A 23272-nucleotide genomic window follows, 5' to 3' on the forward strand; every position below is an offset into this window, starting at 1 on the left:
GGTCAGCGGCTGACGACCTTCAATAAGATCTCACCGTAGACCGGCATCAGCGGATGGCGGACCAGGGCCACCAGCGCCACTACGGCAATCCCCAGGGTGACGGGCGCTACCCAGAATAAGCGCCCGCGCGGCAGATAATGGCTCAGACGATCCGCGGAGGCCGTTCCGCTGCGCCACAGCCGCCAGCAGAGCCAGGCCGCCAGCCACAGCAGCAGCGCGGTTGCCAGCAGCAGCCACTTAAAGCCGCCGCTCTGCACCCCGGCAGGAATATCGATGGCCGCCCCGGCCAGAATGCCCGGCAGGAAGTAGATCGGTGGCCAGAACAGGCAACCCAGCAGGTTCGGCACGATGAACTTGGTCACCGGCAGATCCAGCATCCCCGCCACCATCGGCACCAGCGGACGCGTCGGGCCGACAAAGCGGCCCACCAGAATGGTAAACATGCTGTGCTGATGCAGGGCGTGCTCGGTTTTATCGAGCAGGGCTTTGTTCTTCTTCATGAACGACCAGCGGTGGAGCGGTTTTTTAAAGCGCCAGCCCAGCCAGAATGAGATCCAGTCCCCCAGCAGACACCCGACGATGCCCGCCAGCCACGCCTGCCAGAAGTTCACCTCGCCGCTGCCGATCAGCGCGCCGAGCCCGCTCATCATCACCGTGCCGGGTAAAATCAGTCCGACCAGCGCCAGGGATTCAAGAAAGGCCACTAACGCCACAGCGATAAGCGAGTAAGTAACGGACTGGGTAATGAAATGTTCCAGCAATGCCTGCATAACAGTTCCGGTCAGGTGGCGAAGCAGGGATTCTGCGAACAGAGGCCTGCTGCGTCAAGACAACAATTGTCTGAATAGTTTACCGGGTGTGAACGGCATTCAGCGAATATGTTTAGTTTTATTTACCTTCTATTCACAGCCTGCGCGAAATTCGCTCGGGCTGGCCCCGGTACATTTTTTGAAGACCCGGGAGAAATAGAGCTGATCCTCAAAGCCGACGTTGCGTCCGACAGTGGCAATCGGCATCCGGGTGGTGCTGAGCAGCAGCTTGGCCTGGCTGATGCGCTGATCCTCGCGCCAGCTCAGGACACTCACCCCCAGCTGCTGGCGGAACAGATGTGACAGACGCGACGGCGACAGGCAGACGTGCTGGGCGACGCTGGCAATATCAAACTGGCTGTCCGCCAGATGATCGCTGATGTACTGGCAGGCTTCGCGCACCCGGTGATCCAGCGGCGGGTTCAGGGATTCGTTGATCGCCTCCATCCGGCGCAGCAGGAGCTGCTCCAGCAGGTTGATCGCCAGCAGTTCGGCATAGCGCCCTCCCGCCTGTCCGGCCTCGATAATCTGGGCAAAGAGCTCACGAAACTGCGGCTGATGAACCTCATCCGGGCGATAAAAGCCGGTATGGGCAAACATCGACGGCCAGGCCAGCCACTCATGCCAGTAGGCGCGGGGGCGGAAGTAGACCCACTGGTGATACCACTCCCTGGCGTCAGGATGGCGACCGTAGTGGTGAATCTCCCCCGGCGGGAAGAGCAAAATATCCCCCGGACGGCAGACGAAGGTCTGGTCGCCATTCTTGATTACCCCCTCCCCGCGCACGGTCAGGTTGAGGATATAGCCCTTCATCCCCAGCGGTCGGTCAACGTAAAAATCGAGATAGCCGTCGGCCTCGATGGGCGTCAGCCCCGCCACCAGATGCGCGTTAAACGAGTAGCCCGGCAGCAGGGGATCACTTTGCGTTTCAGCCATATTGTCTGTACTCCTGACGGTCCTGAAGGAAACCATTTGTCCATATCAACAAAAGCGGCATAAAAACGGGCCAGCCAAAGAACGAAAAGGTATCAGCCCGCTTTTAGGTCCGCCATCTTAACGCTTCCGTTGCGATTTAACCGTAACATCGAGCGGGTCGGCAGTAACAAAAGTGTCTATAACCACGGCAGAAATGTCCACATCGATTATTTGCACGGCGTCACACTTTCCCATGTCACAGCAAAATCATCCATAAGATTAGCGGATCCTGCCTGACGATTTTCCCCCTCACTCTCTAATGTTCATGCATATCTGTTTTTTGATGGAGCAACACCATGGCAATTGCGATTGGCCTCGATTTTGGCAGTGACTCAGTACGCGCCCTGGCAGTGGAGTGCACAACGGGTCAGGAGATAGCGACCAGCGTTGAGTGGTACCCACGCTGGCAGGAGGGGCGCTTCTGCGATGCGCCGAACAATCAGTTCCGCCACCACCCACGCGACTACATCGAGTCGATGGAAGCGGCGATCAAAACCGTGCTGGCTGAGTTAAGCGAAGCACAGCGCAGCCAGATCGTCGGCATCGGCGTGGACAGTACCGGCTCCACCCCAGCCCCGATTGACGCCGACGGCCAGGTGCTGGCCCTGCGTCCGGAGTTTGCCGACAACCCGAACGCCATGTTCGTGCTGTGGAAAGACCATACCGCGGTGGAAGAAGCCGAAGCCATCACCCGTTTGTGCCATCAGCCTGGCAAAAGCGACTACTCCCGCTACATCGGCGGCATCTACTCCAGCGAATGGTTCTGGGCGAAGATCCTGCACGTTACCCGTGAGGATCAGCGCGTTGCCGAGGCGGCGGTATCGTGGATTGAGCTGTGCGACTGGGTTCCGGCCCTGCTCTCCGGCACCACGCGCCCGCAGAATATCCGCCGCGGCCGCTGCAGCGCCGGGCATAAATCCCTCTGGCATGAGAGCTGGGGTGGCCTGCCACCTGCCGCCTTCTTTGACGAGCTCGACCCGATCATCAACCAGAATCTCGACTACCCGCTGTTTACCAACACCTGGACCGCCGATATTCCGGTGGGCACCCTCTGCGCCGAGTGGGCAGAACGTCTGGGTCTGCCGCAGCAGGTGGCGATCTCCGGCGGCGCATTTGACTGCCATATGGGCGCGGTCGGTGCCGGTGCTCAGCCAAATACGCTGGTGAAAGTGATCGGCACCTCCACCTGCGACATTCTGACCGCCGACAAAGCCAGCGTCGGCGACCGCGCCGTGAAAGGCATCTGCGGTCAGGTGGACGGCAGCGTGGTACCTGACTTTATTGGCCTCGAGGCGGGTCAGTCCGCCTTCGGTGACATCTACGCCTGGTTTGGCCGGGTGCTGGGCTGGCCGCTGGATCAGCTGGCGGCTACACACCCGGAACTGAAAAACCAGATTGACGCCAGCAAGAAACAACTTCTGCCGCAGCTCACCGAAGCCTGGGCCAAAAATCCGTCGCTGGAGCATCTCCCGGTGGTGCTCGACTGGTTTAACGGTCGCCGCACGCCGAACGCCAACCAGCGTCTGAAAGGCGTTATTACCGATCTGAACCTCGCCACCGACGCCCCGGCGCTGTTCGGCGGGCTGGTGGCCGCCACCGCCTTTGGCGCACGCGCCATCATGGAGTGCTTCACCGAGCAGGGGATAGCCGTTAATGAGGTGATGGCCCTGGGCGGTATCGCCCGTAAGAACCCGGTGATCATGCAGGCCTGCTGCGACGTGCTGAACCGTCCGCTGCAGATTGTCGCCTCCGATCAGTGCTGTGCCCTGGGCGCGGCGATCTTCGCCGCGGTCGCGGCGGGAGTCCATGCCGATATTCCGACGGCGCAGCAGCATATGGCGAGCCAGGTGGAAAGCACCCTGCAGCCGCGCCCACAGCAGGCGCAACGTTTTGAACAGCTTTATCAGCGCTACCAGCAGTGGGCGAAGAGCGCTGAGCAGCACTATCTCCCTGTCGCCGCCCCGGTTAAGAGCATCCCGGAATCTACGGCAACCCTGACACATTAAGGACACGATAATGACGATTTTTAATAATTATGAAGTGTGGTTTGTGATTGGTAGTCAGCATCTTTACGGGCCGGAAGCCCTGCGCCAGGTGACTCAGCACGCAGAACATGTGGTCAACGCCCTGAATGCGGAAGCAAAACTGCCGTGCAAACTGGTGCTCAAGCCGCTCGGCACCTCGCCGGATGAAATCACCCATATCTGCCGCGACGCCAACTACGACGACAAATGCGCTGGCCTGGTGGTGTGGCTGCACACCTTCTCCCCGGCCAAGATGTGGATCAACGGCCTCACAATCCTCAACAAACCGCTGCTGCAGTTCCATACCCAGTTCAACGCGGCGCTGCCGTGGGACAGCATCGACATGGACTTTATGAACCTGAACCAGACCGCGCACGGTGGCCGCGAGTTCGGCTTCATCGGCGCGCGTATGCGTCAGCAGCACGCGGTGGTAACCGGCCACTGGCAGGATAAACAGGCCCACCAGCGTATCGGCTCGTGGATGCGTCAGGCGGTATCGAAGCAGGATACCCGTCATCTGAAAGTGGCGCGCTTCGGCGATAACATGCGCGAAGTGGCGGTGACCGACGGCGATAAAGTCGCCGCGCAGATCAAATTTGGTTTCTCCGTCAATACCTGGGCGGTGGGCGATCTGGTGCAGGTCGTCAATGAGGTCAGCGATGGCGACGTCAATGCGCTGGTGGATGAATATGAAAGCAGCTACCGCCTGACGGCGGCGGCACAGGTGAATGGTGACAGACGCCAGAACGTGCTGGATGCAGCGCGCATCGAGCTGGGCATGAAGCGCTTCCTCGAACAGGGCGGCTTCCATGCCTTTACCACTACCTTTGAAGATCTTCACGGCCTGAAGCAGCTCCCGGGCCTGGCGGTACAACGTCTGATGCAGCAGGGCTACGGCTTTGCCGGGGAAGGCGACTGGAAAACTGCCGCTCTGCTACGCATCATGAAAGTGATGTCGACCGGTCTGCAGGGCGGCACCTCCTTTATGGAGGACTACACCTACCACTTCGAGAACGGCAACGATCTGGTGCTGGGCTCGCACATGCTGGAAGTCTGCCCATCGATCGCCGTGGATGAAAAACCGATCCTCGACGTTCAGCAACTCGGCATCGGCGGCAAAGCCGATCCAGCCCGTCTGATCTTCAACACCCGCACCGGTCCGGCAATTAACGCCAGCCTGATCGATCTGGGGGATCGTTTCCGCCTGCTGGTCAACTGCGTAGATGCGGTGGAAACCCCGCACGCCCTGCCGAAACTGCCGGTGGCCAACGCCCTGTGGAAAGCCCAGCCAGATCTGGCGACCGCGTCCGAAGCCTGGATCGTGGCAGGCGGCGCCCACCATACCGTCTTCAGCCATGCGCTGGATCTCAACGACATGCGTCAGTTCGCGGAGCTGCACGACATCGAGCTGACCGTGATTGATAACGACACCCGGATGCCGGCGTTCAAAGACGCCCTGCGCTGGAACGAAGTCTATTACGGTTCAAAACGTTAACAGGGGAACCTTTGGCCTGCCGCAGGGCGGGCCTTTTTTCCTGGAGGATACATGCTGGAAGATCTCAAACGTCAGGTGCTTGAAGCCAACCTGGCCCTGCCGGAACACAATCTCGTCACCCTGACCTGGGGCAACGTCAGCGCGGTTGACCGCGACGCTGGCGTGTTCGTTATTAAACCGTCCGGCGTCGACTACCGGGTGATGACCGCCGACGATATGGTGGTGGTCAGTATCGCCACCGGTGAAGTGGTGGAAGGAACGAAAAAGCCCTCCTCCGATACGCCGACCCATCGCCTGCTGTATCAGGCTTTCCCGTCGATCGGCGGCATCGTTCACACCCACTCCCGACACGCGACCATCTGGGCGCAGGCCGGGCAACCGATCCCGGCGACAGGCACCACCCACGCCGACTATTTCTATGGCACCATCCCCTGCACCCGCAAGATGACCGACGCCGAGATCAACGGTGAGTACGAGTGGGAAACCGGGAACGTGATCGTCGAAACCTTCGAGAAACAGGGGATCGACGCGGCGCAGATGCCGGGGGTACTGGTTCACTCTCACGGCCCGTTCGCATGGGGCAAAAATGCCGAAGACGCGGTGCACAACGCCATCGTGCTGGAAGAGGTGGCCTATATGGGCATCTTCTGCCGCCAGTTGGCACCACAGCTCCCGGATATGCAGCAAACCCTGCTGGATAAGCATTACCTGCGTAAGCACGGCGCGAAAGCCTATTACGGTCAGTGATTGTTCCCTCTCCCCTTTGGGGAGAGGGTCAGGGTGAGGGGATACCTGTATAAAACCCCAGCAAAACACCCGCAACCAGGCTATACTCACGCCTGGTTTTGTTTTATGAGAAAACGGCGTGGCGCAGGCGCAAGAAGGCTTTTTACTGACCCGACACTGGCGGGATACCCCGCAGGGTACCGAAGTGGAATTCTGGCTGGCGACCAATAACGGTCCGCTGCATATCACCCTGCCACCGCAGGAGTCCGTGGCCTTTATTCCTGAGCCTGACGTCGAAAAAACGAAACAGCTGCTGCGCGGTGAAAGCGGCTGGCGGCTGACACCCCTTGAACTGAAAGATTTCCAGCGCCGTCCGGTCTACGGCCTCTACTGCCGCGCCCATCGCCAGCAGATGCGCTATGAAAAACTGCTGCGCGAGGCGGGCGTGACGCTGTACGAAGCCGACATTCGTCCCCCGGAACGCTTTCTGATGGAGCGCTTTATCACCGCTCCGGTCTGGGTGGACGGGACGCCTCAGGGCGATCGGCTGATCAATGCCCGCCTCAAACCCAACCCACACTATCGCCCGCCGCTGAAATGGGCGTCGGTGGATATTGAAACTACCCGCCACGGCGAGCTGTACTGCATCGGCATTGAGGGCTGCGGCCAGCGGGTGGTCTACATGCTCGGTCCGGCCAACGGCGATGCGTCCGGCCTCGATTTTGAGCTTATCTACGTCAACAGCCGCCCGCAGCTGCTCGAGAAGCTTAACGCCTGGTTTGCGCAGCACGATCCGGACGTGATCATCGGCTGGAACGTGGTGCAGTTCGACCTGCGGGTGCTGCAAAAGCACGCCGAACGTTACCGCATCCCCTTGCTGCTCGGGCGCGGCAACAGCGAGCTGGAGTGGCGCGAGCACGGCTTTAAAAATGGCGTCTTCTTTGCCCAGGCGAATGGGCGGCTGATCATTGACGGCATCGAGGCGCTTAAGTCAGCATTCTGGAGCTTTTCGTCATTTTCGCTGGAGTCGGTATCGCAGGAGCTGCTCGGAGAAGGTAAGTCCATCGACAACCCCTGGGACAGGATGGACGAGATTGACCGCCGCTTCGCCGAAGATAAACCGGCCCTGGCGACTTATAACCTGAAAGACTGCGAGCTGGTAACGCGGATTTTCCACAAAACCGAGATCATGCCGTTCCTGCTGGAGCGCGCCACGGTCAATGGCCTCGCCGCCGATCGGCACGGTGGCTCCGTGGCCGCCTTCAGCCACCTCTATTTCCCACGCATGCACCGGGCAGGTTATGTGGCCCCTAACCTCGGCGACGTGCCGCCTCAGGCCAGCCCCGGCGGCTATGTCATGGACTCACGTCCCGGGCTGTACGACTCGGTGCTGGTGCTGGATTACAAAAGCCTCTATCCGTCGATCATCCGCACCTTTCTGATCGATCCGGTCGGGCTGGTGGAAGGTCTGGCCCAGCCGGATGAGCAGCACAGCACCGAAGGTTTTTTGGGGGCGCGTTTCTCCCGGGAAAAACACTGCCTGCCGGAGATTGTCAGCCAGATCTGGCACGGGCGTGAAGAGGCCAAACGCCACGGCAACAAACCCCTCTCCCAGGCGCTGAAGATCATCATGAACGCCTTTTACGGCGTGCTCGGCACCAGCGCCTGCCGCTTCTTCGATCCGCGCCTGGCGTCGTCGATCACCATGCGTGGCCACGAGATCATGCGTCAGACCAAAGTGCTGGTGGAATCCCGGGGCTATGACGTGATTTATGGCGATACCGACTCAACCTTCGTCTGGCTCAAGGGCGCGCAGAGCGAAGCGGAGGCGGCCGCCATCGGCCAGGCGCTGGTGACCTACGTGAACGACTGGTGGCGGGCCCATCTGCAACAGGCGGGCTTAACCAGCGCCCTTGAGCTGGAGTATGAAACCCACTTCTGCCGCTTTTTAATGCCCACTATCCGCGGCACCGATCAGGGCAGTAAAAAGCGCTACGCCGGGCTTATCCAGGAGGGCGAAAAGCAGCGGATGGTGTTTAAAGGACTGGAGACCGTGCGCACCGACTGGACGCCACTGGCGCAGCACTTCCAGCAGGCGCTGTATCTGAAAATCTTCCGGCGCGAACCCTATCAGGAGTTTGTCCGCGAGACCATCGCCAGCCTGATGGCGGGTGAGCTGGATGACCAGCTTATCTACCGCAAACGCCTGCGTCGCCCGCTGGCAGAGTACCAGCGTAACGTGCCGCCGCACGTGCGCGCCGCCCGGCTTGCCGATGAGGAGAACGTCCGTCTCGGACGGGCGCCGCAGTACCAGAACCGCGGCACCATCAAATATGTCTGGACCACCGGCGGGCCTGAGCCAGTGGATTATCAGCGCGCTCCTCTTGACTATGAACACTACCTGACGCGGCAGCTGCAGCCCGTGGCAGACGGAATTTTACCTTTCATGGACGACGACTTTGCTACACTGATGACAGGTCAGTTGGGGCTATTTTGACAGGTGACGAAATCGCTGCCATCCAGTACCATAGCGCCCTTTCCATTCCCGGACCCATTATTCGATTACCGTCATTTCTGATCGGTGGTTGAACTATTGCCTGCAATTAAAGATTAGAGCCGAACAAATATGCCTTTTACACTTGGTCAACGCTGGATCAGCGACACAGAAAGCGAACTTGGGTTAGGAACTGTGGTAGCGCTGGATACGCGGATGGTGACTCTCCTGTTCCCCGCCACCGGTGAAAACCGTCTGTATGCTCGCAATGATTCCCCTGTTACCCGCGTGATGTTCAACCCGGGCGACACCGTTACCAGCCATGAAGGCTGGCAGCTGAAGATTGAAGACGTAAAAGAAGAGAATGGACTGCTCGCCTATATCGGGACTCGCCTCGATACCGACGAGACCGATGTGATGCTGCGTGAAGTGCTGCTCGACAGCAAACTGGTCTTCAGCAAGCCGCAGGATCGCCTGTTCGCCGGTCAGATTGACCGCATGGATCGCTTCTCGCTGCGCTATCGCGCGCGTAAGTTCCAGAGTGAGCAGTACCGCATGCCGTGGAGCGGCCTGCGCGGCCAGCGCACCAGCCTGATCCCCCACCAGTTAAATATCGCCCATGATGTGGGTCGTCGCTATGCGCCGCGCGTCCTGCTGGCGGATGAGGTGGGTTTAGGTAAAACCATCGAAGCGGGCATGATCTTGCATCAACAGCTGCTCTCCGGCGCGGCCGAGCGCGTGCTGATTGTGGTGCCGGAAACCCTGCAGCACCAGTGGCTGGTGGAGATGCTGCGTCGCTTCAACCTGCGTTTCTCCCTGTTCGATGACGAACGCTACGCCGAAGCCCAGCACGATGCCGATAACCCGTTTGAAACCGAACAGCTGGTGATCTGCTCCCTGGACTTTGTTCGCCGCAGCAAGCAGCGCCTCGAGCACCTGTGTGATGCCGAGTGGGACATCATGGTGGTCGACGAAGCTCACCACCTGGTGTGGAGCGAAGAGGCCCCGAGCCGTGAATATATGGCGATTGAACAGCTGGCCGAGCGCGTGCCGGGCGTGCTGCTGCTGACCGCTACCCCGGAGCAGCTGGGTCTGGAGAGCCACTTTGCCCGTCTGCGCCTGCTGGATCCCAACCGCTTCCACGATTTCGAGCTGTTCGTCGAAGAGCAGAAAAATTACCGCCCGGTCGCCGATGCGGTGGCCCTGCTGCTGGCGGGCAAGCACCTCTCCAACGAGGAGCTCAACACCCTGAGCGAACTGATTGGCGAACAGGATATCGAGCCATTACTGCAGGCCGCCAACAGCGATCGTGACGGTGCCGACGCCGCGCGTCAGGAGCTGGTCTCCATGCTGATGGATCGCCACGGCACCAGCCGCGTCCTGTTCCGTAATACCCGTAACGGGGTGAAAGGCTTCCCGAAACGCGAGCTGCACACCATTCGACTGCCGCTGCCAACCCAGTACCAGACGGCGATCAAGGTCTCCGGCATTATGGGCGCGCGTAAAACGGCAGAAGAACGCGCCCGGGACATGCTCTATCCGGAGCAGATTTATCAGGAATTTGAAGGCGACAGCGGTACCTGGTGGAACTTCGACCCGCGCGTTGAGTGGCTGATGGGCTACCTGACCGCCAACCGCTCGCAGAAGGTGCTGGTCATCTGCGCCAAAGCCGCCACTGCGCTGCAGCTGGAGCAGGTTCTGCGCGAGCGGGAAGGTATCCGCGCGGCGGTGTTCCATGAAGGCATGTCGATTATTGAACGCGACCGCGCCGCGGCGTGGTTCTCCGAAGAAGACAGCGGTGCCCAGGTGCTGCTCTGCTCCGAAATCGGCTCCGAAGGGCGTAACTTCCAGTTCGCCAGCCGTCTGGTGATGTTCGATCTGCCTTTCAACCCGGATCTGCTGGAGCAGCGTATCGGTCGACTGGATCGTATTGGCCAGGCGCACGACATTCAGATCCACGTTCCGTATCTGGAAAAAACCGCCCAGTCGGTACTGGTGCGCTGGTTCCACGAAGGACTGGATGCGTTTGAACATACCTGCCCGACCGGCCGTACCATTTACGACAGCGTGCATAGCGAGCTGACCGGCTACCTGGCAACGCCGGAAAATACCGACGGTTTCGACGATCTGATCAAAACCTGTCGCGAGCAGCACGACGCGCTGAAAATCCAGCTGGAACAGGGCCGTGACCGTCTGCTGGAGATCCACTCCAACGGCGGTGAAAAAGCCCAGGCGCTCGCAGAGAGCATCGAAGAGCAGGATGACGATACCAGCCTGATCAGTTTCGCCATGAACCTGTTTGATATCGTGGGTATCAACCAGGACGATCGTGGCGAGAACATGATTGTGCTGACCCCGTCCGATCACATGCTGGTTCCGGACTTCCCGGGCCTGCCGGAAGATGGCTGCACCATCACCTTTGAGCGTGATGTGGCGCTCTCCCGCGAAGATGCGCAGTTCATCACCTGGGAGCACCCGCTGATCCGCAACGGTCTGGATCTGATCCTCTCCGGCGATACCGGCAGCAGCACCATTTCGCTGCTGAAGAACAAGGCACTGCCGGTGGGGACGCTGTTGGTAGAGCTGATCTACGTGGTGGAAGCCCAGGCACCGAAACAGCTGCAACTCAGCCGCTTCCTGCCTGCCACGCCGGTGCGTCTGCTGCTGGACAAGAACGGCACCAACCTGGCGGCGCAGGTCGAGTTTGAGAGCTTTAACCGTCAGCTGAGTGCAGTTAACCGCCACACCGGTAGCAAGCTGGTGAATGCGGTTCAGCAGGATGTGCACGCCATTCTCCAGCTGGGTGAATCCCAGATTGAGAAAGCGGCGCGGGCGCTGATTGACGCGGCACGCAGCGAAGCGGATGACAAACTGTCGGCGGAACTGTCGCGTCTGGAAGCCCTGCGCGCGGTGAACCCGAACATTCGTGACGATGAACTGGCAGCGATTGAGAGCAATCGGCAGCAGGTGCTTGAGAGCCTGGATCAGGCAGGATGGCGTCTGGATGCGCTGCGTCTCATCGTTGTGACGCATCAGTAAGCGGAGCGCAATATGTTGATGGAACCCTACAATCCGCCGCAGGATCCGTGGTTGGTCATTCTGTATCAGGATGAGCACATTATGGTGGTCAACAAGCCGAGCGGCTTGTTGTCTGTTCCGGGCAGGCTGGACGATCACAAGGACAGCGTCATGACGCGCGTTCAGCGCGATCATCCGCAGGCGGAGTCTGTGCATCGTCTGGACATGGCAACCAGCGGGGTGATTGTGGTCGCGCTGACCAAGGCGGCAGAGCGTGAGCTGAAGCGTCAGTTTCGTGAGCGCGAGCCGAAGAAGCAGTACCTGGCGCGCGTCTGGGGACATCCACAACCGGCGGAAGGTCTGGTTGACCTGCCGCTGATCTGCGACTGGCCGAACCGACCGATGCAGAAGGTCTGCTACGAGACCGGCAAGGCGGCGCAAACCGAGTATGAAGTGCTGGAGTACGCGGCGGATAACAGCGCCCGCGTACTGTTAAAACCGATTACCGGGCGCTCGCATCAGCTGCGCGTGCATATGCTGGCATTGGGTCACCCGATTCTGGGGGATCGCTTTTATGCCACGCCGGAAGCCCGGGCCATGGCGCCGCGTCTGCAGCTGCATGCGGAGATGCTGACCATCACCCACCCGGAATACGGTACGCCGATGACCTTTAAGGCCCCGGCGGATTTCTGATGTTTTGCCCGGCGGCGCTTCGTCTGCCGGGCAACTCTCTTTACTTAAATCCCTTCTGCTCTTTGATGAGCTCGTACGCTTTCTGAATTTCCTGCGCTTTTTGCTTCGCCATCTCCATCATTTCCGGCGGTAAACCTTTCGCCACCAGCTTATCCGGATGGTGCTCGCTCATCAGCTTACGATAGGCGCGCTTAATGGTCGTCGGCTCGTCGGTCGGCTTCACGCCCAGCACGTTACAGGCATCTTCCAGGGTCGGCCCACGCTGCGCCTGCTGCCAGCCGCCACCGCCCGCCTGCTGTTGCTGATAGCCTTCGCCAAACTGCGCCCCGCCCTGCATCATCCGCAGGAACTGATCGAACTGGGTACGGGAAATGCCCAGCTCTTCAGCAATGACATACAGCACCGCGCGTTCGTTCGGGTGGAGCGAGCCGTCAGCAAAGGCTGCCTGGATCTGAATCTCCAGAAACATCCGAATTAAGTCGAAGCGTCCGAAGCAGATGCTGCGAAACTGACGCATTTTTTCGCGCAGGGGATAGTTATCCGCCTTGCCGATGCGAAATGCGTGTTGCGCCGCGGCCCGCGAGTCGCCGTGCAGGTTCATGCGGTCCATAAACTGGCTGGCGATATGGATGTCGGCCTCGGTCACCCGCCCCTTCGATTTGGTCAGATGGCCCATCACCTCAAACGTCGTGGCAAAAAAAAGTGCCTGACGTTCACGCTGGTTGGCAAACCAGGCCATCTTACGACTTCGAGCTTTATCAAACATATGGCCGATAATCAGGCCCAGAACGATACCCCAGAAGCCCGCGCCCATCAGTAAAGCGAACGCCACGCCGATAATTTTTCCCCAATACTGCATATACTCCCCAAATGGTGATGTATTTGATCCCGCGAACGCCATCATTCCGGTGGCCTGGCCACGGTCAATTGAAGGACATCGCCTATAATTTGCATTATCATACTCGTCATTCAATAACGAGCCTATCACCACGGCTTGTTTACGGGCAGGATTAACGCTGGCACTGTGATGATGAGTAAGATAGTCTCTGACCGTTTGCCAGCGATAAGCCACTGATGACGGAACAATAAATAAAACGTATGAAAAAACGTATCCCCACCCTCCTGGCCACGATGATAGCGTCTGCCCTGTACAGTCAACAGGGTTTGGCTGCCGATCTCGCCTCGCAATGTATGCTGGGTGTGCCCAGCTATGATCGCCCGCTGGTTCAGGGTGATACGAACACGCTACCGGTCACCATCACTGCTGACAATGCGAAAGGGAATTATCCTGACGACGCCGTCTTTAGCGGCAATGTGGATATTAACCAGGGCAACAGCCGTTTGCTGGCCGATGAAGTTCAGTTGCACCAGAAACAGCCAGAAGGCGCGGCAGAACCGGTACGAACAGTGGATGCACTGGGTAATGTGCACTATGACGATAATCAGGTCATCCTGAAAGGTCCGAAAGCCTGGTCGAACCTGAATACCAAAGATACCAACGTCTGGGAAGGTGATTATCAGATGGTGGGTCGTCAGGGGCGCGGTAAAGCCGACCTGATGAAACAGCGCGGTGAAAACCGCTATACCATTCTTGAGAACGGGACCTTTACCTCCTGTCTCCCGGGCTCTGATACCTGGAGCGTGGTCGGCAGCGAAGTGATCCACGACCGCGAGGAGCAGGTTGCGGAGATCTGGAACGCCCGCTTTAAGCTCGGTCCGGTGCCGGTCTTCTATAGCCCGTACCTGCAACTGCCCATCGGTGATAAACGTCGTTCAGGCTTCCTGATCCCGAACGCCAAGTACAGTTCCAACAACTATTTCGAATTCTACCTGCCGTACTACTGGAACATCGCGCCCAACATGGACGCCACGATCACGCCGCACTATATCCATAAGCGCGGCAACATCATGTGGGAAAACGAGTTCCGTTATCTGACCCATGCGGGTGAAGGCCTGATGGAGCTGGACTATCTGCCATCGGATAAGGTCTATGAGGATGAGCATCCGACCGAGGGCGATCGCCACCGCTGGTTATACTACTGGCAACATGCCGGGGTGATGGATCAGGTCTGGCGCTTCAACGTTAACTACACCAAAGTCAGCGATCCCAACTATTTCAACGACTTCTCGTCGAAATACGGTTCCAGTACCGACGGTTACGCCACGCAGATCTTTAGCGCAGGCTATGCGGTGAAAAACTTTGACGCTACCGTGTCGACCCGTCAGTTCCAGGTATTCAGTAGCCAGAACGCCAGCACCTACGGTGCGGAACCGCAGCTGGACGTCAACTGGTACCAGAATGATGTCGGCCCGTTTGATACCCGTATCTACGGCCAGGCCGTGCATTTCGTGAATACCAACTCCGATATGCCAGAAGCCACCCGTGTTCACCTTGAGCCGACGATCAACCTGCCGGTGTCGAACGACTGGGCCAGCCTGGATACCGAAGTGAAGCTGATGGCGACTCACTATCAGCAGGACAATCTGGACACGTACAACACCAACAACGGCACTAACCTGGAAGAGTCCGTTAACCGTACGCTGCCGCAGTTTAAAATGGACGGCAAGCTGGTCTTCGAGCGCGACATGAACTGGAGCGAGGGTTACACCCAGACGCTGGAGCCGCGCGCGCAGTACCTGTATGTGCCATATCGCGATCAGAGCAAAATCAATAACTACGACTCGTCACTGCTGCAATCCGACTACAGCGGTCTGTTCCGCGATCGTACTTACGGCGGCCTGGACCGTATTGCTTCAGCCAACCAGGTGACGACCGGGGTCACAACCCGCGTTTATGATGATGCTGCCGTTGAACGTTTTAATGCTTCTGTGGGTCAAATCTACTACTTCACAGAATCGCGTACCGGCGATGACAACATCAACTGGGAGAAAAACAACAAAACGGGCTCCCTGGTCTGGGCCGGCGACACCTACTGGCGCATGACCGATCGCTGGGGGCTGCGTGGCGGTCTGCAGTACGATACGCGTCTGGATAACGTTGCCACCAGCAGTGCTGCCATTGAGTATCGCCGTGATGAAGACCGGATGGTGCAGCTGAGCTACCGTTACGCCAGCCCGGAATACATCCAGGCGACACTGCCTAACTTCTCAAATGCCGATCAGTACAAAGAGGGCATTTCGCAGGTGGGCGGTACCGCCAGCTGGCCGATTGCCGATCGCTGGTCTATCGTCGGGGCGTACTACTTTGATACCAATCAGAGTAAGGCGGCCGATCAGATGCTGGGTCTGCAGTACAGCTCCTGCTGTTATGCGATCCGTGTCGGGTACGAGCGTAAGCTTAACGGCTGGGATGTCGACAAAAATCAGAGCGAGTACGATAACGTCATCGGCTTTAACATCGAATTGCGTGGCCTGAGTTCAAACTATGGTCTGGGTACTCAACAGATGCTGCGTTCACCGATTCTGCCGTACCGTAGTTCCTTATGATCTACTTGATTTACAACGTAATCCGCATTGCGGTTAATTGATATGGAAAAAGTATGAAGAACTGGAAAACGCTGCTGCTCGGTATCGCTATGGTTGCGAATACCAGCTTCGCGGCCCCACAGGTTGTCGACAAAGTCGCTGCCGTTGTGAACAACGGTGTGGTACTTGAGAGCGACGTTGATGGTTTAATGCAGTCTGTGAAGCTCAACGCGGGTCAGGCAGGTCAGCAACTTCCGGATGATTCCACACTGCGTCATCAGATCCTTGAACGTCTGATCATGGATCAGATCGTTCTGCAGATGGGTCAGAAGATGGGTGTGAAGATCTCTGATGAGCAGCTCGATCAGGCTATCGCTAACATTGCGAAGCAGAACAACATGTCAGCCGACCAGATGCGCAGCCGTCTGGCCTATGACGGCATCAGCTATTCGACCTACCGCAATCAGATCCGTAAAGAGATGCTGATTTCAGAAGTACGTAACAACGAAGTGCGTCGTCGTGTGACGATCCTGCCGCAGGAAGTGGACGCGCTGGCAAAACAGGTGGGTAACCAGAATGATGCCAGCACCGAACTGAACCTGAGCCACATCCTGATCCCACTCTCAGAAAACCCCTCTTCCGACCAGGTTGCTGAGGCGGACAGCCAGGCCCGCTCTATCGTCGATCAGGCGCGTAACGGCGGTGACTTCGGCAAGCTGGCGATCACCTATTCGGCGGACCAGCAGGCGCTGAAAGGCGGCCAGATGGGCTGGGGTCGTATTCAGGAGCTGCCATCTATCTTTGCCCAGGCGCTGAGCACGGCGAAGAAAGGCGATATCGTCGGTCCAATCCGTTCCGGCGTTGGCTTCCACATTCTGAAAGTGAACGATCTGCGCGGCCAGAGCCAGAGCATCTCGGTCACCGAAGTGCATGCCCGCCACATTCTGCTGAAACCGTCCCCACTGATGAATGACGATCAGGCGCGGGCGAAGCTGCAGCAGATTGCCGCCGATATCCGCAGCGGTAAAACGTCCTTCGCTAACGCCGCGAAAGAGTTCTCTCAGGATCCAGGTTCTGCGAATCAGGGCGGCGATCTGGGCTGGGCGGCAGCAGATATTTACGATCCGGCCTTCCGCGATGCGCTGATGCGGATGACCAAAGGTCAGCTGAGCGAACCGGTTCACTCCACCTTCGGCTGGCACCTGATTGAGCTGCTGGACACCCGCAGCGTGGATAAAACCGATGCGGCCCAGAAAGACCGTGCGTACCGCATGCTGTTCAACCGTAAGTTCTCTGAAGAAGCGGCAACCTGGATGCAGGAACAACGCGCCAGCGCTTACGTCAAAGTTCTGAGCAAGTAATGAAACACCATCGTGTTGTTATCACTCCCGGCGAACCTGCCGGGATTGGTCCTGATTTGGTCGTCCAGCTTGCCCAGCGCAGCTGGCCGGTCGAACTGGTGATCTGCGCCGATGCCAGCGTGCTTGAGGCGCGAGCCAAACAGCTCAATCTGCCGCTCACCCTGCTGCCCTATCAGGCAGAAAACGCGCCTCTCCCCCAGCAAGCGGGCACCCTGACGCTGTTGCCTGTCCCCCTGCGTACCCCCGTCGTCCCCGGTCAACTCAGTACCGAAAACGGCCACTATGTGGTGGAGACGCTGGCGCGCGCCTGTGATGGCTGCCTGAGCGGCGAATTTGCCGCGCTGATCACCGGGCCAGTGCATAAAGGGGTGATCAACGATGCCGGCGTGGCCTTTACCGGCCATACCGAGTTTTTTGAAGAGCGTTCCCATAGCGCAAAAGTGGTGATGATGCTGGCCACCGAGGAGCTGCGCGTTGCGCTGGCTACCACCCATCTGCCGATCAAAGCCGTTTCCGAGGCCATTACGCCGGATCTGCTGCGCGATGTGATTGCTATCCTGCACCATGACTTACGCACGAAATTCGGTATTGCCGATCCGCACGTGCTGGTGTGCGGCCTGAACCCGCATGCGGGCGAAGGCGGTCACATGGGTATGGAAGAGATCGACACCATTATTCCGGTGCTGGATGAGATGCGGGCTCAGGGGATGAATCTCAGCGGGCCGCTGCCTGCCGATACCCTGTTTCAGCCTAAATATCTCGATCATGCAGACGCCGTGCTGGCGATGTACCACGATCAGGGCCTTCCCGTGCTAAAATACCAGGGATTTGGCCGCGGCGTGAATATCACCCTCGGTTTACCCTTTATTCGTACTTCTGTTGACCATGGCACTGCACTTGATTTAGCGGGCCAGGGGAAAGCAGATGTCGGCAGTTTTATTACGGCGCTTAATCTCGCCATCAAAATGATTGTTAATACTCAATGACTAATCGAGTCCATCAGGGCCACTTAGCCCGTAAACGCTTCGGGCAAAACTTCCTCAACGATCAGTTCGTGATCGAAAGTATTGTTTCGGCTATCAATCCACAAAAAGGTCAGGCGATGGTCGAGATCGGCCCGGGTCTGGCTGCACTGACCGAGCCGGTTGGCGAGCGTCTGGATGAACTGACCGTCATCGAACTGGACCGCGATCTGGCAGCCCGTCTGCAGACGCACCCGTTCCTTGGGCCGAAACTGACGATTTATCAACAGGATGCCATGACCATGAACTTCGGCGAACTGTCGGAGAAGCTCGGTCAGCCGCTACGCGTGTTCGGTAACCTGCCGTACAACATCTCCACTCCGCTGATGTTCCACCTGTTTAGCTATACTGATGCCATTGCCGACATGCACTTCATGTTGCAAAAAGAGGTCGTTAACCGACTGGTTGCAGGGCCAAACAGTAAAGCGTATGGTCGTTTAAGCGTGATGGCACAATATTTCTGCAACGTGATCCCGGTACTCGAAGTGCCGCCATCTGCGTTCACGCCACCGCCAAAAGTGGAATCTGCGGTTGTGCGTCTCGTGCCGCATAAAACGAAGCCGTTCCCGGTCAAAGAGCTGCGCGTACTGAGCCGTGTCACCACAGAAGCCTTTAACCAGCGCCGTAAAACGATTCGTAACAGCCTTAGCAATTCGTTTACCGTTGAAGTGTTGGCTGAGCTGGGTATCGACCCGGCAATGCGTGCGGAGAACATCTCCGTAGAGCAGTACTGCAAACTGGCTAATTACATCAGCGACAATGCGCCGCCGAAGGAGAGCTAAGCCATGATTGATTCGCCCCGCGTATGTGTTCACGTACAAAGCATCTATGTTGAGTCCCAGTCCACACCGGATGAAGAGCGCTTTGTTTTTGCTTATACGGTAACCATTCGTAACCTGGGGCGGACGCCTGTGCAGTTGCTTGGGCGCTACTGGCTTATCACCAACGGCAACGGCCGTGAAATTGAAGTGCAGGGCGAAGGCGTGGTGGGTGAACAACCGCACATTGATCCTGGCGAAGAGTATCAGTACACCAGCGGCGCGGTAATCGAAACGCCGCTGGGCACCATGCAGGGCCATTATGAAATGGTCGATGCCGACGGCAATGCATTCCGCGTTGCCATTCCTGTTTTCCGTCTGGCTGTTACAACACTCATTCACTAAACATGTCTACATATCTCATTGGCGATGTTCATGGTTGCTACGATGAACTGATCGCGTTGTTAAAGCAGGTGGATTTTACCCCGGGTACGGACACGCTATGGCTAACCGGCGATCTCGTTGCGCGCGGGCCTGGCTCACTGGATGTGCTGCGTTATGTGAAGTCGCTGGGTGACAGCGTGCGGCTGGTCCTTGGCAATCACGATCTGCATCTGCTGGCGGTCTATGCCGGTATCAGCCGTAATAAACCGAAAGACAGGATCACCCCGCTGCTGGATGCCCCAGACGCTGATGAGCTTATTAACTGGCTGCGTCGCCAGCCACTGTTGCAGGTTGATGAAGAGAAGCAGCTGGTGATGGCCCATGCGGGCATTACACCGCAGTGGGATCTGCAAACCGCAAAAGAGTGCGCGCGCGACGTCGAAGCCGTGCTCTCCAGCGACTCTTACCCTTTCTTCCTTGATGCCATGTACGGCGACATGCCCAACAACTGGAGCATGGATCTCAGCGGCGTGGCACGCCTGCGTTTTATCACCAACGCCTTCACCCGTATGCGCTACTGTTTCCCGAACGGTCAGTTGGATATGTACTGCAAGGATGTGCCGGAAAATGCGCCGACCCCGCTCAAGCCCTGGTTTGCGATCCCCGGACCGGTGACGGAGCATTACAACGTGATCTTCGGTCACTGGGCGTCGCTGGAGGGCAAAGGCACGCCTGAAGGCATTTACGGTCTGGATACCGGCTGCTGCTGGGGTGGAGACCTGACCTGTCTGCGCTGGGAAGATAAAGCGTATTTTGTTCAGCCGTCGAACCGGCATCTGGATTCAGGCGAGAAGGAAGCGGTAGCGTCGTAGCGGAGAGCTGCACCTCTCCCGTCGGGAAAGGTGCAGTAAATCATTAGCGGCGTTCAAGGATCTCGAAGCAGTAGCTGTGCGAATTTTGCGCGTCCGCGTCGTGGAATTCGCTAAATACCGATTCCCACTCGTCAGGATCGTAGTCCGGGAAATGGGTATCCCCTTCCACTTCAGCATCAATGTGGGTCAGATATAATTTCTGCGCTTTTGGCAGGAATTGCTCATACACACGGCCGCCACCAATCACCATGATTTCTTCGGCATCGCCGCAGGCAGCGATGGCTTCGTCAATGGATTTCACCCACTCAACACGCTCATCGGTGCCAGGCTGGCTGCTGATGACGATGTTTTTACGGCCCGGCAACGGACGCCCGATTGACTCCCAGGTCAGGCGCCCCATTACTACCGGCTTGTTCAACGTAGTACGTTTAAACCACGCGAGATCGGCAGGCAGATTCCACGGCATGGCATTTTCCATACCGATCACGCGATCTACCGCAAGCGCCGCAATCAGACTGATCATTGATTATTTCCCGGATGCAAAAAATTGCCGCCACTATACGGAAAGCTTAATCTTTCGTCGACTGGCGGCAGAGTAAAGAACAGGAAATTTTTTATATTTGCTGGCAACCCCGCTTCACGCCAGCGGTTTACTCTCCGGCTCGTCTCCCGGATCCCCGGTATGCTTGCCCTCTTCGGTTCCCTGCCAGCCGTGACGTTGGGTCAGCGAGAGGTGATTGCGATCCTCATTGATGATGTCCATCAGCATGGCGCTGGTGCGTTTAACCACCGCCGCGCGTGACGTGGCATCGTTCTCCGCCATTGCAGCCATCTCTTCGACCATCTCAATATTAAACCGGCGGAACAGATCGGCCCGCTCCCGGGCTTCATAGGCCCCGAGCCCCAGACTTTCCAGCGCCAGCCGACCGGATTTCAGCGCCCCTTCAAAGGTTTCACGCTCCGGCGCATCAACACCGCTCTGACGCAGCTTGATGTAATGATCGATATCGCGCGCGCGGGAGATGATCTTCAGATGCGGGAAATGGGTTTTCGCCAGCTCGACCAGCTGCAGGCTGTTCTTCGGATCGTCTATCGCGTTGATCAATACTTCGGCCTTCTGCGCTCCGGCAGACTCCAGCAAATCCACGCGCGTGGCATCGCCGTAAAAGACCTTCATATCAAATTTACGCAGGGTCTCAATATGGTCGGGATCGTGATCGAGGATGACCATCTTCACGCCGCTCGAGAGCAGCAAACGACCGGTAATCTGGCCGAAGCGACCGAACCCGGCAATGATCACCCGCGGCTGTTCTTCGTCGATTTCATCCGCCTCGCGCTCCTGGCCGCTGTTGGCCGCTTCCAGACGGGTCAATACCACCAGCAGCAGCGGCGTTACCGCCATGGAGAGCGCTACCGCCAGGGTCAGCGCCTTGGCCCACTCCGGATCGAGGACGTTCGCCATATTGGCCGCGCCAAATACCACGAATGCAAATTCACTCCCCTGCCCCAGCAGCACTGCAAACCAGCGGCGCTGTTTCCCGGGCACCTTCAGCGGACGGGCCACCAGCCAGAGCATCGCCATTTTAATGACCAGGAAGCCCACCAGCAGGATCGCGATGCGCAGCGGATGAGTGACCAGGGTGCCGAAGTCGACAGACATTCCCACGCCGATGAAAAACAGCCCCAGCAGCAGCCCTTTGAAAGGCTCAATGTCGCTTTCCAGCGCGTGGCGGTATTCCGAACTCGCCAGCAGGACGCCAGCCAGAAACGCGCCCATCGCCATAGAGAGCCCCGCCTCTTCCAGCATCAGGCCAAAGCCGAAGACCAGGAACAGGGCCACGGCGCTGAACACTTCCCGCAGGCCGGAACGGGCGACAAAGCGCAGCAGCGGTCGGCTGACGTATCGCCCGAGCAGGACCACCAGCGTTAATGCCCCGACGACCTTTAATGCTGAGAGGGCAAAAGCACCAAGGGTAGTGGAGGCCCCGGATACCGCCAGCAGCGGGATCATCGCCACCAGCGGGATAGCCGCGATATCCTGGAACAGCAGCACCGAGAAAGCGCTGCGCCCCATCTGGGTCACCGTCAGGTTGCGTTCGTTCATGGCCTGCATGGCAATGGCCGTGGAAGAGAGGGCCAGCGTCATGCCAATTAGCCCTGCCACCTTCCAGTCCATACCCAGCAGGATACAGAACCCGCCCAGCAGCAGACCGCAGGCCAGCATCTGCAATGCCCCACCGCCAAATACCGAGGCGCGCAGCTTCCACAGACGCCGCGGATCCAGCTCGAGGCCGATGACAAACAGCATCAGCACCACGCCGATTTCGGCAAAGTGCAGGATCGACTCGGCGTCGGTAACCAGCCGGAATCCCCACGGCCCTATTACGCACCCGGCGATCAGATACCCCAGCACGGAACCCAGCCCGAGGCGTACCGCAACCGGCACAATTAGCGCCGCGGCGCCTAAATAGATCAGCGCCTGAATCAGCGTATGGCTATCCATGGTGCGCCTCCTGCCAGTCGAGTAAACGTTGTTTATAGTGTCGGGCCTGGGCCTGCAGCGTTTCATCGTCACAGACGAAGGTGCAGTGCATGGCAAACGGCGGGAGCCAGTTCAGGCCGCAATAGAGCGCGGTGGCCTGTAGCGGCTGCGCCAGCACCTCAAAACCAGGGAAGGTTCCGATGTCAAAATGGCTTTCACCGCCCCCGGTGGTGACTGCCCACAGCAGGCTTTTGCCCTTCAGCGCCCGGCCGTTATGACCGTATGCCCAGCCGTGAGAGAACACTTTGTCGATCCACAGTTTCAGTAATGGGGGCATGCTGTACCACTGCATCGGGTGCTGCCAGACGATCAAATCGGCCCTGGCAATCGCGTCCTGTTCGGCAGCGATATCAATATTGAAGTCGGGATAGAGCTGATAGAGCGAGCGGATCTCTACGCCCTCAAGCGTCTTGACCTGCTCAAGCATCCGCTTATTCGCATGCGAGTGCTGCGGATACGGATGCGCGTAAATAATGAGTATCATGATTAACCTGATGAACTGCTTTCTTGTTGTGACAGTCAGTGTAGACAGGAAAGAGAGGCGTTTGAAGGGCTTCGGCGGCATCGCCAGCTATAGCGCAAAGATTGATAAAAAAAGTTCTATCAAAAAAACCGTATCCAATCAAAATAATATATTCAAAAATAATATTATTCAATATATTAATCATTAAAC

At 58.1% G+C, this 23272-nt stretch carries 18 protein-coding genes; 12 read left to right on the plus strand and 6 right to left on the minus strand.

Annotated elements, in window-relative coordinates; genetic code table 11:
* Positions 1 to 2: 2 nt before the first annotated feature.
* Together LG383_RS15440 and araC are read right to left on the minus strand one after the other, a co-directional pair.
* Entirely contained in the window at positions 3 to 770 is a 768-nt protein-coding gene (locus tag LG383_RS15440; RefSeq protein WP_225759587.1) for a DedA family protein, read from the minus strand.
* A 129-nt stretch (positions 771 to 899) separates the two neighbouring features.
* Positions 900 to 1745 carry an arabinose operon transcriptional regulator AraC gene (gene araC / locus LG383_RS15445; RefSeq protein ID WP_225759588.1) on the minus strand — a complete coding sequence of 282 codons (846 nt, stop codon included), beginning with the start codon at positions 1743 to 1745 and terminating at the stop codon, positions 900 to 902.
* Between the two features lie 335 nt (positions 1746 to 2080).
* Here araC and araB point away from each other — a divergent pair, with 335 nt between their 5' ends.
* The 6 genes from araB to rluA all read left to right on the plus strand — a co-directional run bounded on the left by araB (position 2081) and on the right by rluA (position 12234).
* Positions 2081 to 3790 (plus strand): ribulokinase, encoded by a 1710-nt coding sequence (gene araB, locus LG383_RS15450; RefSeq protein ID WP_225759589.1) that lies wholly within the window; start codon positions 2081 to 2083, stop codon positions 3788 to 3790.
* Between the two features lie 10 nt (positions 3791 to 3800).
* Complete coding sequence (gene araA / locus LG383_RS15455) at positions 3801 to 5303, plus strand: L-arabinose isomerase (RefSeq protein ID WP_106994214.1); 1503 nt, start codon at positions 3801 to 3803, stop codon at positions 5301 to 5303.
* 51 nt (positions 5304 to 5354) lie between these two features.
* Positions 5355 to 6050 carry an L-ribulose-5-phosphate 4-epimerase gene (araD, locus tag LG383_RS15460; protein WP_225759590.1) on the plus strand — a complete coding sequence of 232 codons (696 nt, stop codon included), beginning with the start codon at positions 5355 to 5357 and terminating at the stop codon, positions 6048 to 6050.
* Between the two features lie 118 nt (positions 6051 to 6168).
* Positions 6169 to 8526: a DNA polymerase II gene (gene polB / locus LG383_RS15465; protein ID WP_225759591.1), complete on the plus strand. Its 2358-nt coding sequence runs from the start codon at positions 6169 to 6171 to the stop codon at positions 8524 to 8526.
* A 129-nt stretch (positions 8527 to 8655) separates the two neighbouring features.
* Positions 8656 to 11562: an RNA polymerase-associated protein RapA gene (gene rapA / locus LG383_RS15470; RefSeq protein WP_106994211.1), complete on the plus strand. Its 2907-nt coding sequence runs from the start codon at positions 8656 to 8658 to the stop codon at positions 11560 to 11562.
* Positions 11563 to 11574: 12 nt separating this feature from the next.
* On the plus strand, positions 11575 to 12234 hold the full coding sequence (rluA, locus tag LG383_RS15475) for a bifunctional tRNA pseudouridine(32) synthase/23S rRNA pseudouridine(746) synthase RluA (RefSeq protein WP_225759592.1): 660 nt from the start codon (positions 11575 to 11577) through the stop codon (positions 12232 to 12234).
* Between the two features lie 40 nt (positions 12235 to 12274).
* Here the strand turns inward: rluA and djlA are convergent, their stop codons facing one another.
* Positions 12275 to 13093 (minus strand): co-chaperone DjlA, encoded by an 819-nt coding sequence (djlA, locus tag LG383_RS15480; protein ID WP_225759593.1) that lies wholly within the window; start codon positions 13091 to 13093, stop codon positions 12275 to 12277.
* Positions 13094 to 13332: 239 nt separating this feature from the next.
* On the opposite strand from djlA, the gene lptD reads away from it, so the two are divergent.
* The 6 genes from lptD to apaH are packed head-to-tail and all read left to right on the plus strand — an operon-like array spanning position 13333 to position 20057.
* The gene (gene lptD, locus LG383_RS15485; RefSeq protein ID WP_225759594.1) at positions 13333 to 15681 is read left to right on the plus strand and encodes an LPS assembly protein LptD; all 2349 of its coding nucleotides are present in this window, start codon (positions 13333 to 13335) and stop codon (positions 15679 to 15681) included.
* A gap of 53 nt (positions 15682 to 15734) precedes the next feature.
* Entirely contained in the window at positions 15735 to 17021 is a 1287-nt protein-coding gene (gene surA, locus LG383_RS15490) for a peptidylprolyl isomerase SurA (RefSeq protein WP_106994207.1), read from the plus strand.
* On the plus strand, positions 17021 to 18007 hold the full coding sequence (pdxA, locus tag LG383_RS15495) for a 4-hydroxythreonine-4-phosphate dehydrogenase PdxA (RefSeq protein WP_106994206.1): 987 nt from the start codon (positions 17021 to 17023) through the stop codon (positions 18005 to 18007). Before surA ends, pdxA begins: the two co-directional genes overlap by 1 nt.
* Positions 18004 to 18825, plus strand: a complete 822-nt coding sequence (gene rsmA, locus LG383_RS15500) for a 16S rRNA (adenine(1518)-N(6)/adenine(1519)-N(6))-dimethyltransferase RsmA (RefSeq protein ID WP_106994205.1) — start codon at positions 18004 to 18006, stop codon at positions 18823 to 18825. The genes pdxA and rsmA overlap by 4 nt, the downstream gene beginning before the upstream one ends.
* A gap of 3 nt (positions 18826 to 18828) precedes the next feature.
* Positions 18829 to 19206: a Co2+/Mg2+ efflux protein ApaG gene (gene apaG / locus LG383_RS15505; RefSeq protein WP_106994204.1), complete on the plus strand. Its 378-nt coding sequence runs from the start codon at positions 18829 to 18831 to the stop codon at positions 19204 to 19206.
* A 2-nt stretch (positions 19207 to 19208) separates the two neighbouring features.
* On the plus strand, positions 19209 to 20057 hold the full coding sequence (apaH, locus tag LG383_RS15510) for a bis(5'-nucleosyl)-tetraphosphatase (symmetrical) ApaH (protein ID WP_106994203.1): 849 nt from the start codon (positions 19209 to 19211) through the stop codon (positions 20055 to 20057).
* 43 nt (positions 20058 to 20100) lie between these two features.
* On the opposite strand, the gene folA is transcribed toward apaH, so the two are convergent.
* From folA to kefF, 3 genes are all read right to left on the minus strand, one after another.
* Positions 20101 to 20580: a type 3 dihydrofolate reductase gene (gene folA / locus LG383_RS15515; protein WP_039030411.1), complete on the minus strand. Its 480-nt coding sequence runs from the start codon at positions 20578 to 20580 to the stop codon at positions 20101 to 20103.
* Positions 20581 to 20694: 114 nt separating this feature from the next.
* Complete coding sequence (gene kefC, locus LG383_RS15520) at positions 20695 to 22560, minus strand: glutathione-regulated potassium-efflux system protein KefC (protein ID WP_225759595.1); 1866 nt, start codon at positions 22558 to 22560, stop codon at positions 20695 to 20697.
* A complete protein-coding gene (gene kefF, locus LG383_RS15525) occupies positions 22553 to 23083 on the minus strand; it encodes a glutathione-regulated potassium-efflux system oxidoreductase KefF (RefSeq protein ID WP_225759596.1) in 531 nt (176 codons plus the stop codon). The genes kefC and kefF overlap by 8 nt, the downstream gene beginning before the upstream one ends.
* Between the last annotated feature and the right edge of the window lie 189 nt (positions 23084 to 23272).

Source organism: Leclercia sp. Marseille-Q4284 (genome assembly GCF_916618945.1).
Classification (GTDB): Bacteria; Pseudomonadota; Gammaproteobacteria; order Enterobacterales; family Enterobacteriaceae; genus Enterobacter; species Enterobacter tamurae.

Coding starts and splice junctions, on each gene's coding strand:
- lptD (WP_225759594.1), top strand. CDS start 13,333: ATGAAAAAACGTATCCCCACCCTCCTGGCCACGATGATAGCGTCTGCC.
- araA (WP_106994214.1), top strand. CDS start 3,801: ATGACGATTTTTAATAATTATGAAGTGTGGTTTGTGATTGGTAGTCAG.
- kefF (WP_225759596.1), bottom strand. CDS start 23,083: ATGATACTCATTATTTACGCGCATCCGTATCCGCAGCACTCGCATGCG.
- folA (WP_039030411.1), bottom strand. CDS start 20,580: ATGATCAGTCTGATTGCGGCGCTTGCGGTAGATCGCGTGATCGGTATG.
- rsmA (WP_106994205.1), top strand. CDS start 18,004: ATGACTAATCGAGTCCATCAGGGCCACTTAGCCCGTAAACGCTTCGGG.
- LG383_RS15440 (WP_225759587.1), bottom strand. CDS start 770: ATGCAGGCATTGCTGGAACATTTCATTACCCAGTCCGTTACTTACTCG.
- djlA (WP_225759593.1), bottom strand. CDS start 13,093: ATGCAGTATTGGGGAAAAATTATCGGCGTGGCGTTCGCTTTACTGATG.
- araC (WP_225759588.1), bottom strand. CDS start 1,745: ATGGCTGAAACGCAAAGTGATCCCCTGCTGCCGGGCTACTCGTTTAAC.
- araB (WP_225759589.1), top strand. CDS start 2,081: ATGGCAATTGCGATTGGCCTCGATTTTGGCAGTGACTCAGTACGCGCC.
- apaH (WP_106994203.1), top strand. CDS start 19,209: ATGTCTACATATCTCATTGGCGATGTTCATGGTTGCTACGATGAACTG.
- rapA (WP_106994211.1), top strand. CDS start 8,656: ATGCCTTTTACACTTGGTCAACGCTGGATCAGCGACACAGAAAGCGAA.
- surA (WP_106994207.1), top strand. CDS start 15,735: ATGAAGAACTGGAAAACGCTGCTGCTCGGTATCGCTATGGTTGCGAAT.
- araD (WP_225759590.1), top strand. CDS start 5,355: ATGCTGGAAGATCTCAAACGTCAGGTGCTTGAAGCCAACCTGGCCCTG.
- rluA (WP_225759592.1), top strand. CDS start 11,575: ATGTTGATGGAACCCTACAATCCGCCGCAGGATCCGTGGTTGGTCATT.
- kefC (WP_225759595.1), bottom strand. CDS start 22,560: ATGGATAGCCATACGCTGATTCAGGCGCTGATCTATTTAGGCGCCGCG.
- pdxA (WP_106994206.1), top strand. CDS start 17,021: ATGAAACACCATCGTGTTGTTATCACTCCCGGCGAACCTGCCGGGATT.
- apaG (WP_106994204.1), top strand. CDS start 18,829: ATGATTGATTCGCCCCGCGTATGTGTTCACGTACAAAGCATCTATGTT.